This is a genomic window from Neisseria sp. HMSC056A03 (assembly GCF_001815685.1).
Classification (GTDB): domain Bacteria; phylum Pseudomonadota; class Gammaproteobacteria; order Burkholderiales; family Neisseriaceae; genus Neisseria; species Neisseria subflava.
The window spans coordinates 156,047-169,320 of record NZ_KV821641.1 but is presented as its reverse complement, the minus strand read 5'-3'; the positions used below and the strand labels follow the sequence as shown (position 1 = coordinate 169,320).

10 protein-coding genes and 2 tRNA genes are annotated in these 13,274 nt (G+C 51.4%); all 12 read left to right on the top strand.

Annotated features, from left to right (window positions below; translation table 11 throughout):
* The first annotated feature begins 5 nt into the window (after positions 1 to 5).
* Positions 6 to 2,858: an aminomethyl-transferring glycine dehydrogenase gene (gcvP, locus tag HMPREF3052_RS07765; protein ID WP_070749404.1), complete on the top strand. Its 2,853-nt coding sequence runs from the start codon at positions 6 to 8 to the stop codon at positions 2,856 to 2,858.
* A gap of 224 nt (positions 2,859 to 3,082) precedes the next feature.
* Positions 3,083 to 3,892, top strand: a complete 810-nt coding sequence (thiD, locus tag HMPREF3052_RS07760; RefSeq protein ID WP_049332169.1) for a bifunctional hydroxymethylpyrimidine kinase/phosphomethylpyrimidine kinase — start codon at positions 3,083 to 3,085, stop codon at positions 3,890 to 3,892.
* 111 nt (positions 3,893 to 4,003) lie between these two features.
* Positions 4,004 to 4,423, top strand: a complete 420-nt coding sequence (locus tag HMPREF3052_RS07755) for an OsmC family protein (RefSeq protein ID WP_003679886.1) — start codon at positions 4,004 to 4,006, stop codon at positions 4,421 to 4,423.
* Positions 4,424 to 4,685: 262 nt separating this feature from the next.
* On the top strand, positions 4,686 to 5,399 hold the full coding sequence (locus HMPREF3052_RS07750; RefSeq protein ID WP_070749403.1) for a GntR family transcriptional regulator: 714 nt from the start codon (positions 4,686 to 4,688) through the stop codon (positions 5,397 to 5,399).
* A gap of 72 nt (positions 5,400 to 5,471) precedes the next feature.
* The gene (locus tag HMPREF3052_RS07745) at positions 5,472 to 6,251 is read left to right on the top strand and encodes a DeoR/GlpR family DNA-binding transcription regulator (protein ID WP_070749402.1); all 780 of its coding nucleotides are present in this window, start codon (positions 5,472 to 5,474) and stop codon (positions 6,249 to 6,251) included.
* Between the two features lie 105 nt (positions 6,252 to 6,356).
* Positions 6,357 to 8,045, top strand: coding sequence for a glutamine--tRNA ligase/YqeY domain fusion protein (locus HMPREF3052_RS07740; protein WP_070749401.1), 1,689 nt, complete (start codon positions 6,357 to 6,359; stop codon positions 8,043 to 8,045).
* 83 nt (positions 8,046 to 8,128) lie between these two features.
* Positions 8,129 to 9,031 (top strand): DMT family transporter, encoded by a 903-nt coding sequence (locus HMPREF3052_RS07735; protein ID WP_070749400.1) that lies wholly within the window; start codon positions 8,129 to 8,131, stop codon positions 9,029 to 9,031.
* A 244-nt stretch (positions 9,032 to 9,275) separates the two neighbouring features.
* Positions 9,276 to 10,535: a transcription termination factor Rho gene (gene rho, locus HMPREF3052_RS07730; RefSeq protein ID WP_003680905.1), complete on the top strand. Its 1,260-nt coding sequence runs from the start codon at positions 9,276 to 9,278 to the stop codon at positions 10,533 to 10,535.
* 56 nt (positions 10,536 to 10,591) lie between these two features.
* Positions 10,592 to 11,950, top strand: a complete 1,359-nt coding sequence (locus tag HMPREF3052_RS07725) for a deoxyguanosinetriphosphate triphosphohydrolase (protein ID WP_070749399.1) — start codon at positions 10,592 to 10,594, stop codon at positions 11,948 to 11,950.
* Between the two features lie 132 nt (positions 11,951 to 12,082).
* Positions 12,083 to 12,159 (top strand) — tRNA-Arg (locus HMPREF3052_RS07720).
* Between the two features lie 12 nt (positions 12,160 to 12,171).
* A tRNA-Glu gene (locus tag HMPREF3052_RS07715) sits at positions 12,172 to 12,246 on the top strand.
* A 394-nt stretch (positions 12,247 to 12,640) separates the two neighbouring features.
* Positions 12,641 to 13,198 (top strand): hypothetical protein, encoded by a 558-nt coding sequence (locus HMPREF3052_RS07710; RefSeq protein ID WP_036472682.1) that lies wholly within the window; start codon positions 12,641 to 12,643, stop codon positions 13,196 to 13,198.
* Positions 13,199 to 13,274: the final 76 nt, after the last annotated feature.

Genomic DNA, 13,274 nt, shown 5'->3' with positions numbered 1-13,274 from the left:
TAGAAATGAAACTATCTGAATTGTTCAACCCGAACGAATTTGCCGCGCGCCATTTGAGCTTTGGCGACGAGGCTGCGCTTTTGGAAGCGCTCGGCGAGAAGAGCATGGATGATTTTGTCGGCAATACCGTGCCGCAAAGCATCCGTATGCTGTCCGAACTCGACCTGCCCGCAGCCCTGACCGAGGCGGACGCGTTGGCGAAGCTGAAAGCCATTGCGGCGAAAAACGTGATCAACAAGTCCTATATCGGCTTGGGCTATTACCCGACCCGCGTGCCGAATGTGATTTTGCGCAACGTATTGGAAAATCCGGGCTGGTACACCGCCTATACGCCGTATCAGGCGGAAATCGCGCAGGGGCGTTTGGAAGCGTTGTTGAACTTCCAGCAGGTGTGCATTGATTTGACCGGTTTCCCCGTGGCAGGCGCGTCTTTGTTGGACGAGGCAACTGCCGCCGCTGAAGCGATGGCGATGGCGCACCGCGTGGGCAAAGTGAAATCCGAGCGTTTCTTTGTGGATGCGCGCGTGTATCCGCAAACTTTAGACGTGATGAAAACCCGTGCCAAATATTTCGGCTTTGAACTGGTGGTCGGCGATTTTGCCCAAGCGGATGAGGGCGAATACTTCGGCGCGCTGTTCCAATACGTCGGCAAAGACGGCGATGTGCAAGACTTGCAGGACGTTATCGGCCGTCTGAAAGCCAAAGGCACAATCGTGGCCGTTGCAGCCGACATCATGAGCTTGGTTTTGCTGAAGTCTCCGGCCGAAGTGGGCGCAGATATTGCTTTGGGCAACACCCAACGCTTCGGTGTGCCGATGGGCTTTGGTGGTCCGCACGCTGCTTATTTTGCGTTTAAAGACGAGTTCAAACGCTCCGCCCCGGGCCGCATCATCGGCGTATCCAAAGACGCATCGGGTAAACCTGCCTTGCGTATGGCTTTGTCCACCCGTGAGCAACACATCCGCCGCGAAAAAGCGACATCCAATATTTGTACCGCACAAGCATTGCTGGCAAACTTGGCCGGTATGTATGCCGTTTACCACGGCCCTGAAGGCGTGAAACGCATTGTCAACCGCATTCATGCGCTGGCTTCTGCCTTTGCCGATGCGCTGGTTTCAGACGGCCTGAATGTGGTTCACAAAGTCTTCTTTGATACCGTTACCGTTGATTTCGGCAGCAAAGAGAAAGCAGACCAAGTGTTTGCCGCTGCTTTGAAATCGGGTTACAACCTGCGCCGCGTCAACGATACTCAAGTTGCGGCTGCGTTCCATGAAACGTCGGCATACGAAGATTTGGTCGATTTGTACCGCGCATTTACCGGCAAAGATACATTCACATTTGCCGATGATGTCAAAGGTCGTCTGAATGCCGAATTGCTGCGTCAGGACGACATTCTGCAACATCCTGTGTTCAACAGTTACCACACCGAACACGAAATGTTGCGCTACCTGAAAAAACTCGAAGACCGCGACTTGGCGATGAACCGCAGCATGATTTCATTGGGCAGCTGCACCATGAAACTCAACGCGACTGCGGAAATGTTGCCGATTACTTGGGCTGAGTTCACCGACATCCATCCTTACGCTCCCGAAGCGCAAACCGCCGGCTATCGCGAATTGCTTGCCGATATGGAAAACAGCCTGAAAGCCATCACCGGCTTTGACGCGATTTCCTTCCAGCCCAACTCCGGCGCACAAGGCGAATACACCGGTATGCTCTCCATCCGCCGCTATCAAGAAGCCAATGGCGAAGGACACCGCAACATCTGTCTGATTCCAAAATCAGCCCACGGTACCAACCCTGCGACTGCGGCCATGCTGGGCTTGAAAGTCGTCGTTGTCGATACCGACGAACACGGCAACGTCAATATTGACGATTTGAAAGCCAAAGCCGAGCAACACCGCGATGCTTTGTCCGCCATCATGATTACCTACCCGTCCACCCACGGCGTGTACGAAGAAGGCATCCGCGACATCTGCCGCATTATTCATGAAAACGGCGGACAGGTTTACATGGACGGCGCCAACCTCAATGCCCAAATCGGCATCATGCAGCCTGCCGAAGTCGGTGCAGACGTGTTACACATGAACCTGCACAAAACCTTCTGTATCCCTCACGGCGGTGGCGGCCCGGGCATGGGTCCGATTGGCTTGAAAGCCCATTTGGCTCCGTTCGCGCCAGGCCATGTGGTGACCGATATGCACAATGCCAGTGCCGATCAAACTGCCGTGGCTGCGGCAGCATATGGTTCTGCGTCCATCCTGCCGATTACTTGGATGTACCTGACCATGATGGGCAAACAAGGCATGGAACAGGCGACACGCTGGGCATTGCTCAACGCCAACTACGTCGCCAAACGTCTGAGCGAAGACTATCCGATCCTGTACACAGGCAAAAACGGCCGCGTCGCGCACGAATGTATCGTCGATTTGCGTCCGCTCAAAGCCGAAAGCGGCATTACCGAAACCGACATCGCCAAACGCCTGATGGACTACGGCTTCCACGCGCCGACGGTTTCTTTCCCTGTTGCCGGTACGCTGATGATTGAGCCGACCGAGAGCGAAAGCAAAGCCGAACTCGACCGCTTCATCGCCGCCCTGAAACAAATCAAACAGGAAGTACTGAAAGTCGAGCGCGGCGAATGGCCAAAAGAAGACAATCCGCTGGTCAACGCTCCGCACACTGCATCAGACGTAACCGGCGAATGGACGCATCCTTACTCCCGCGAAGAAGCCGTCTTCCCATTGCCGTTCGTCCGCGAACACAAATTCTGGCCGAGCGTGAAACGGGTAGATGAAGTGTATGGCGACCGCAATCTGATTTGCTCCTGCTTGCCGATTGACGCATACGAAGATTAAGCCTGAATAGGTTTAAAATTGAACAGGCCGTCTGAAAATGAAAATAGTTTTCAGACGGCCTTTTGTTTGTTAAGATATTTCGCCCGAGAACATATATTTGTTTTTGGCAAAACAACAGATAAGGCATTCGGAAAGATAGACGGCGAATGCCTTTGTTTGCGGATAAAACCAAACGGCTTTCCATAACGATAAGCAAAAGGCCGTCTGAAAAACAGGAGGACACGATGGATGAACTTTTTATTCAAACGTTGACGATTGCCGGTTCAGATTCCGGCGGTGGCGCGGGCATACAGGCGGATTTGAAGACATTTCAGATGCGCGGCGTGTTCGGTACCAGCGTACTGACAGCGGTTACTGCACAAAATACTTTGGGCGTATCGGCAGTGCATCCGATACCGACCGACATGATTGCCGCGCAAATTGCCGCGATTCAGGAGGATTTCCAAATCCGTGCCTATAAAATCGGCATGCTGGGTACGGCGGAAATCATCGAATGCGTGGCGGAACAAACCGCCGAATGCGACTTCGGCAAACGCGTGTTGGATCCGGTCATGATCGCCAAAGGCGGCGCGCCGTTGTTGGAAAATTCAGCCGTCGAAGCCATGAAACGCCTGCTGCTGCCGCATACGGACGTCTTGACCCCAAACTTGCCCGAAGCGCAGGCTTTGACGGGTATTAATATTGAAAACCGCCAAGATGCGGAACGCGCCGCCAAAATTCTTCAGGATTGGGGCGTGAAAAATGTGGTGATTAAAGGCGGCCATCTTGCCGACAGCCAAAGCGAATATTGCACCGACTGGTTGTTTACGCCATACGAAACCATCGAGCTGAACAGCAAACGTTTCCCAACGCCGCATACCCATGGCACGGGCTGCACGTTTTCTGCCTGCATCACAGCCGAGTTGGCAAAAGGGTTTAGCGTGCCTGAGGCGGTTCAAACGGCAAAAAACTATATTGCCGCTGCCATTTCCCATCCTTTGGGCATCGGGGCAGGGCACGGGCCGGTCAATCATTGGGCGTATCGGGACGAATAATGCGTTTAGGCCAATTGTAATTGATTGTATTTTTCAGACGGCCTGACTAGGTTTATCAATTGAAATTGTTTACAATATCGGATTAATGCTTTTACGGATAAAAAAGACACCATGCAAGTTACTTCAAAATGGATAGACGGAATGTGCTTCGTCGGTACAACGGCAAATGGACACAGCGTTGTGATGGAAGGCGCGGCGGCTGAAGGCGAAGTCAAACGCGGCCCCAGCCCGATGGAAATGCTGTTGTTGGGTGTAGCAGGCTGTTCCAGCATCGATGTAGTGATGATTGCCGAGAAACAACGCCAAAAAATCACCGACTGCCGTGCCGAAGTGACTGCCAAACGCGCCGACACCGCGCCGCGCGTGTTTACCGAAATCCATATCCATTTCAAAGTGTATGGTCGGGATTTGCAGGAAAGCGCGATTGAACGCGCCGTACAGATGTCTGCCGAAAAATATTGCTCCGCATCGATTATGCTGGGCAAAGCGGCAAAAATGAGCCACAGTTTCGAGATTGTCGAAACAGAATAGGGCGGTTTCAGGGTGGGCGTGCCGGGGCGTGAACCGGCTACCCACAAAAAAAGCAGATATATTCACGTATTAACATGAATATATCTGCTTGCTTTTTATTCCTTTTTTCTCTCTCTCTATCAGCCTTTATAACTTGGCTTGTTGATCTCATTGTGCAAGTTTCGTTTAACATTGTCAACAATTTTTAATTATATTTTAAACAACCCCGAAAGATGCAGGTCTGTAAACGCTTGCGCCTTAATACGGATACTGGGGAAACATTATGGATTATGAAAATAATACCAACGTTGCGCCTGCAACTTCATCGCTTATTTTGGAAGAGCGTCACGATTCCGAACTTTTCCGCGTGTACGCATTGATTTTGGACGGCATTACCGACCATCTGCTGTTGCCGGGTAAAAAACTGACCGAGTCCGAGCTTTGCCGACAAATGGTTTGCTCGCGCAATACCGTGCGTGGCGCATTGTCGCTTTTGGCGCACGATAAAATCGTCGATTTACAGCCCAACCGCGGCGCATTTGTCCATGTGCCGGACTTGAAAGAAATGAAAGACGTGTTCAACACGCGTATCGAAATGGAAAGCATGATTTTGAGCGTCCTTATTGATATGCCTGATTTGGAAACGCGTCTGAAACCGCTTTACGCCATGATTGAGCAAGAGGGCGCAGCCTCCGAAAGCGGCGACCGCGTGGGTTGGAACCGCCTGTCCAATGCCTTCCATGTCGAATTGGCGCGGCTGCTGGACAACGATGTCCTGTTTGAAATCATGAATACCTTGTGCGCGCGCTCTTCATTGATTGTGGCCGTTTCCGATCCGCTTCGCAAAGAAAAGCGCAACATCGATTCCAATTCGCACCATGAACACCGAGAAATCCTCGATTTGTTGCTGGCAGGCAAGCGCAACCGTGTGACCAAAGTCATACGCCGCCACTTGGGCGCGTGTATGGAACGCTTGGAACAGAAACTCGAGATGTAATCGGTTTGACAATAACAAGGCCGTCTGAAATATTCAGACGGCCATTGGTTTATCCCTACAAAACGAAACGCCATGAAACCAAAAATCCAAAGACACGAACATATCCTCACCCTTGTCCGCGAACATAACTTTATGACGGTGGAAGCATTGGCGGTAAATTTGGATGTTACGCCGCAAACCATACGCCGCGATGTGCAGGAGTTGAGCGAGACCGGGCAGCTTAAACGTTATCATGGCGGCGCATCTTTGGGCGACGTTTCAGTCGTAACGGCAGGGCAGGAGCGGCGTAACCATCAGCAGCAGGAAAAAAACGCCATTGCCCGTCTGATTGCTTCCACCATTCCCGACAATGCCTCGCTGTTTATCAGCATCGGCACCACCATGGAAGCCGTTGCCGCCGAGTTGGTCAGGCAGCGTAAAAACTTGCGGATTATCACCAACAACATCTACGCTGCCTCCATCACTGCGGCGCGTACCGACTACACAGTCATCATCGCTTCCGGCGTGGTCCGCCCCTTGGATGGCGGTATTACCGGCGTGGCGACCGTCGATTTCATCAACCAATTCAAAGTCGACTATGCCATCATGAGTACCCACGGCATAGAAAACGATGGCTCGCTTTTGGATGACGATTACAAGGAAGTCAGCGTCATGCAGGCGATGGTGAACAATGCCCGCGTGCGCTATCTTGGCGTCGATCACAGCAAATTCAACAGCAATGCCTTGGTCAGGCTGGGCGATATCGGCGCATTCGATAAGCTGTTTACCGACCGCCCACCATCCGTCGCCATGCAGAAAACCCTAAACGAGCGCGGCGTAGCGTGGCAGGTTGCCGACCCTGTATCAAAGTAGCCAAGTCGGGTACAATTGAGCCATCATTCCATTCCTTTCAGACGGCCTGATTGAATGTTCAGGCCGTCTGAAAACAGAAAATCATTTTCCCATCAAAGAAATATTATGTTGAATAAAGACCAATTCGCGGACAACCACTTTATCCGCACCATTATCGAAGAAGACCTCAAAAGTGGCAAACACGAAGCCATCCAAACCCGTTTCCCGCCCGAGCCGAACGGTTACTTGCACATCGGCCACGCCAAATCCATCTGCCTGAACTTCGGTTTGGCTTATATTTACGACGGCTTGTGCAACCTGCGTTTTGACGATACTAACCCTGAAAAAGAAAACGACGAATACGTCAACGCCATCAAAGAAGACGTTGAGTGGTTGGGCTTCCATTGGGCGGGCGAGCCGCGTTTCGCTTCCAACTATTTCGACCAGCTTTACGACTACGCCGTCGGTTTAATCAAAGACGGCAAAGCGTATGTCGATGATTTGACGCCCGAAGAAATGCGCGAATACCGCGGCACGCTGACCGAAGCAGGTAAAAACAGCCCTTACCGCGACCGCAGTATCGAAGAAAACCTCGACCTGTTTACGCGCATGAAAAACGGCGAGTTCCCCGACGGCAGCAAAACCTTGCGCCTGAAAATCGACATGGCTTCGGGCAACATCAATATGCGCGACCCCGTCATCTACCGCATCCGCCGCGCCCATCACCACAACACCGGCGACAAATGGTGCATCTACCCGATGTACGACTACACGCATTGCATTTCCGATGCCATTGAAGGCATCACGCATTCCTTGTGTACACTCGAATTTGAAGCACACCGTCCGCTGTACGACTGGGTGTTGGACAACATTCCTGCGCCGCACGCCACCCGTCCGCGCCAATACGAGTTTTCCCGTTTGGAGCTCTTGTATTCCATCACGTCCAAACGCAAGCTGAACCAACTGGTTTCAGACGGCCACGTTGCCGGTTGGGATGATCCGCGTATGCCGACGATTTCCGGTATGCGCCGCCGCGGTTATACGCCCGAAGGCCTGCGCCTGTTTGCCAAACGCGCCGGTATTTCCAAATCTGAAAACATCGTCGACATGAGCGTATTGGAAGGCGCGATTCGTGAAGAGTTGGAAAACTCTGCGCCGCGCATGATGGCCGTACTCAATCCGCTCAAAGTAACGCTTACCAACTACGATGCAGCCCGAGCCGAAAGCCGCACCGCGCCCTATCATCCGAATATTGAAGAGATGGGCAGCCGCGAACTGCCGATTTCGTCCACGCTCTACATCGAAGCCGACGATTTCAGCGAAAACCCGCCCAAAGGCTGGAAACGCCTGACCCTCGGCGGCGAAGTGCGCCTGCGCCACAGCTATGTGATGAAGTGCGACGAAGTGGTGAAAGACGCCGACGGCAACATCGTCGAACTCAAATGCAGCTTGGATTACGACACTTTGGGCAAAAATCCCGAAGGCCGCAAAGTGAAAGGCGTGATTCACTGGCTCTCCGCCGAACACGCCGTGCCTGTTACCGTGCGGCTGTACGACCGCCTGTTCACCGAACCCCGTCCCGATGCCGTGCGCGGCGAAGACGGCGAATACCTGCCGTTCACCGATTTCCTCAACCCCGAATCGGCCAAAGAAATCACCGCCTACGCCGAGCCTGTCGCAAAAGATCTGCCGGCGGAAAGCCGTTGGCAGTTCGAGCGACTGGGCTATTTCGTCACCGACCGTAAAGACCACCGCCCCGAACAGCCCGTGTTCAACCGCACGGTAACACTGAAAGATTCTTGGCAGCCCAAGTAATCTGTTTACAGCAGCTGCACTGAAAGGTCGTCTGAAAACTTGAAATTCGGTTTTCAGACGGCCTTTGTTGATAAAGGATTGAGATGGAACGTTATTCCGTACATTTGAAACTGCTGGGGATGGCGGTATTGTGGGGTGCGTCTTGGCCGATGGGGCGGATGCTGGGTCAGTCGCTGCCGCCGCTGACGGGCGGGGCGGTTCGGTTTGTACTGGCTTCGGTTTTGTTGTTGGGCTGGTTGTTTGCGCGCAGCAGGTTTGCGACTTTAGTGGCTTTGTCAGCGCGGCAATGGCTGGGCTTGACTACGGCCGCTTCCGTCGGCGTGTGCGGCTATGCGGTGTTTTTTATGCTGGGTTTGCAGGAGATGCCGGCGGGTAAGGCGGCGGTGGTCGTGGCGGTGAATCCCGTGCTGACGCTGCTGCTGGCGGCTTGGCTTTTCGGCGAACGTTTAAATGCGAAGATTTTGGCGGGTATGTTGCTGGCGGTCTGTGGCGCGATAACGGCGGTCACGCAAGGGCAGCCGTTGGCGGTATTGTCGGGCGGCATCAAGGCGGGGGAGTGGCTGATTTTCGGCTGTGTGGTCTGCTGGGCGGCTTATACTTTAATCGGTCGCGCGGTTTTGCGCGGTATAGACGCGCTGACGGTAACGGCGGCAACTTCGCTTATCGGCGCGTTGATGTTGTCGGTGGTGGCGTTGTGGGTCGATGGATTACCGTTTGAGGCAATGGCGGCAATGGATGGGCGCGGTTGGACGGCATTGGTGTGGCTGGTCATCGGCGCGACGGTATTGGCATATGCGTGGTATTTCGAAGGTGTGAAGATTTTGGGCGCAGGCAGTGCGGCGGCGTACATTACGCTCGTGCCGATTTTCGGTGTACTGTCTTCGGCGTGGTTTTTGGGCGAACCGTTGCATATTTCGCTGGTTGCAGGTTGTGCAGCGGCAGTCGGCGGCATGACGCTGATGCGGTACGGGCAGAAGGCCGTCTGAAGTTGGGCAAATACTCGGATTTTTGATAATAAGATTGCGGTTGCCACGTTACTTCCAGCCGTAATCTTATTGAAGGATAAGACTAAGTTACGGCCTTAGTGTTCGATTTAAAAATTTGACACCCTGCCTCCAACTGCCTAGAATTCAACTTTCTCAAAAATCTACCGTATCCTGCGGCACGATTTCATACTTTCAGACGGCCTTTGTGCCATCTCTCTGATACCATTCAAAATATATCAATACTATGCACGTTTCAGAACTCCAAACCCTCCACATTTCCAAACTCTTGGAAATGGCAGAAGAACATGGCATTGAAAACGCCAACCGTTTCCGCAAACAAGACCTCGTTTTTGCCATCGTCCGCCAGATGATGAAGCAGAATGTCAGCTTCACCTGTTCCGGTACGCTCGAAATCCTGCCCGACGGCTTCGGTTTCTTGCGCAGCGCAGATACTTCTTACCTTGCCGGCCCTGACGATATTTATGTTTCGCCCACGCAAATCCGCCGCTTCAATCTGCATACCGGCGATACCATCGAAGGCAGCGTGCGCGTGCCTAAAGACAACGAGCGTTATTTCGCGCTTGTCCGCCTCGATACCATCAACGGCGATCAGCCTGAAGTCTGCAAACACAAAATCCTTTTTGAAAACCTCACGCCTTTATTTCCAACTGAACAATTCAAACTCGAGCGCGACATCAAAGCCGAAGAGAATCTGACCGGCCGCGCCATCGACTTGGTTTCCCCAATCGGTAAAGGCCAACGTGCATTGTTGGTTGCGCCGCCTAAAACCGGTAAAACCGTGATGTTACAAAACATTGCCCATGCGATTACCGCCAATTATCCCGATGTCGAGCTGATTGTCCTGTTGATTGACGAGCGTCCGGAAGAAGTAACCGAAATGAGCCGTTCTGTACGCGGCGAAGTGGTTTCTTCTACGTTTGACGAGCCAGCGCAACGCCATGTACAAGTGGCCGAGATGGTGATCGAAAAAGCCAAACGCATGGTTGAACACAAAAAAGACGTGGTGATTTTGCTGGATTCGATTACCCGTTTGGCGCGCGCCTACAATACCGTCGTGCCGACTTCGGGCAAAATTCTGACCGGTGGTGTTGATGCCAACGCTTTGCACCGTCCGAAACGCTTCTTCGGCGCAGCGCGTAATGTGGAAGAGGGCGGTTCGCTCACCATTATTGCGACAGCGCTTGTTGAAACCGGAAGCCGCATGGACGACGTGATTTACGAAGAGTTCAAAGGCACGGGTAATATGGAATTACATCTTGACCGCCGCATGGCAGAAAAACGCCTGTTCCCGGCCATCAGCATCAATAAATCCGGTACGCGCCGCGAAGAATTGCTGGTACCGAACGATCAGTTGCAACGTATGTGGCTCTTGCGCAAATTCCTGCATCCTATGGACGAAATCGAAGCGACCGAGTTTTTGGTGGGCAAACTCAAAGACTCTAAAAATAACGACGATTTCTTTGAATTGATGCGCGGTAAATAAGCATAAGGCCGTCTGAATATGTTTCAGACGGCCTTTACTTTGCTTGAGGAACCTTTATGACCATCCGAATGAATTGGCAAAACTTATTATCTACTCAACGTTTCCGTACTAAAAACGGCGAAATCGTGCCGACCGTTACCCCTTCGACGCAGGAAGGTGCTGATGCTTTGCGTACGGATTTTCACATTGACTACGACCGGGTTGTTTTCTCCGGAGCCTTCCGCCGTCTTGGCCGTAAAACGCAAGTGCATCCGCTGGCGCAACATGACTTGACGCACAACCGTCTGACGCACAGCGTTGAAGTTGCCAGCGTGGGCAGGAGCTTGGGTAACCGCGTGGGCGTGATGTTGCACAACGGCGGTTTTCTGCCGCAGGGCAATACGCCCAGCGATATTGGTGCCGTGGTGCAGGTTGCCTGTTTGGCGCATGATTTGGGCAATCCACCGTTTGGCCATACCGGCGAAGATGCTTTGCGCGATTGGTTCAGACGGTCTGAACATCAAATTTATCTGAACGCATTAAACGAAGCGGAACGCAACGATATTCAAACTTATGAAGGCAATGCGCATAGCCTGCGTATCGTTGCCAGCCTTGAAATGTATCCGGAGGCGGGCGGAATGCGCCTGACTGCGGCAGCCATCGGCGCATTGCTGAAGTATCCGTGGACAACGCAACATCCGAACGGCAGAAAAAAATTCAATATTTATCAAACCGAGTTGCCATTTATCCGACAAGTTGCCGACGAATTGGGGCTGGTTTCCGCAGGAATAGACAGCTGGGCGCGCCATCCTTTGTCTTATTTGATGGAGGCTGCCGACGATATTTGCTATGCCTTGCTGGACTTGGAAGATGCCGTCGAATTGGATTTGCTCACGGATACGGAAGTGGAAAGTATTTTGTCCGAGCTGACCTTTGCCGAAAGCGCATGGCACGCCAGCTCCAGCCGTCAGCGTTGCGCCATGTTACGCGGTATTGCGATTGGCAAGGCGATTGATGATGTCGCGCAAACCTTTATGTTGCATCAGTCCGATTTACTGGACGGAACATTCAAAGGCAAAGACTTGCTTGCGTTGTGTAGTCCGCAAGTGCAAAACACTTTGGCAAAAGCGAAAGAATTGGCGCAAACACGGATTTTCCGCCATCACACCAAGCTGTTGACCGAGATCGCCACGTTCCCATGTTTAGGCTCCATCTTGGATTTACTTGTCCCTGCCGCGTATGCCCTGATTGCTGAAAAACAGTTGGCAACACGTCAGTCTTTGGCGTTGGAATTATTGAAAAAGTACAATCCGATTCTTCCTGAAGACAGTCTGTATCAGGCCTATATGAAAATTTTGGATTTTGTCGGCGGTATGACCGATAACTCCGCCGCTAAAATGGCGCAGGATTTGTCAGGAGTAGGGATTTTACGTTAATTTTATATTTTTTAATTTCAATCAGTTAATTGAAAATATAAAAAATATCTGCGAAAAGAGTAGACAGGTTTCGGCAAAGCCTATATTATTCGGTCTTCTTGATTCACAACGCACTAGCGAAGTGATGAGGATGCACCCGTAGCTCAGTTGGATAGAGTATCTGGCTACGAACCAGAGGGTCGGGCGTTCGAATCGCTCCGGGTGCGCCACAAGATTTATCCGCGCCCATCGTCTAGCGGTTAGGACATCGCCCTTTCACGGCGGTAACCGGGGTTCGATTCCCCGTGGGCGTGCCAGTTTTCAAAAAAACGCAATCTGTTTCGGATTGCGTTTTTTTATTGTATTTGCTGTGTATGTTTTAAGGCCGTCTGAAGCGCTCAGCAAATCAAGAGGCAGAAGTGTGTAAAATAAATTGCCCAGACTTTTTGTCGTCTATATACGCTTTTCGATCTCATTTTACCATTGTCAAAACCCAATTTATTGACAATAGTATTCACCTTAAAAATTCCCAAACCTGAATTTACATGATTTCATATTTATAATTTATTGATTTTAGAAGATAAAAATATTTATTTGAACTTTTCTTAAAAAATGCCGTCTGAGATAAAGACAAGACAGAATATCTCTGTTAATGTGTAAATGTCAGCCGGCATTTGCCGGTTTTTTATTGAAACCATTTGGGAGTCAATTATGAATATGAATGTTAAATTAATCGTTCCTGCTGTTTTGGCGGCTGTTGCCCTGACTGCATGTAGCAGCGGTTCTAAAGCTAAACCTGAAACTAAAGCTGCGCCTACTGCGCAACAACAAACTCAAGCTCAGGCTCAACAAGCTCAAGCTCCAGTACCTAATACTTTGAAAGTAGACTCTATCGACGGTACTAAAGAAGTTCACTACAAATGCGGTAAAGACGGCAAAGAGCCTCTGAGCGTAATGTACGGCTTCAAAGGCAACGAAGTTGTTGCTGCACAAGTAAAATACAAAGGTCAATTAACTGAAAACCTGTTCCGTATCACTGACAGCAGCAAAGATGTAAACGCATTTTGGGGCGGTAATGTTGCTTGGGTTGCTGAAGCAGCCACTGCAGCCAACGTAGACAAAGTTGACGGCAACATGCTGACTATCCGCGGTACTACCGAAGTAAACGGCAAACAAGAAGTGGTTGATCAAATCGTTACCCGCTTCTGCGCATTGGACAAAGGCGCGAAAGCTGCCGCTAAACCAGCTGCTAAAAAAGTGAAAAAATAATTTTTTACCGACAGCTTTAAACGCTGGATAAAATAAAACAGGCCGTCTGAAAAGTTTTCAGACGGCCTGTTCTTTT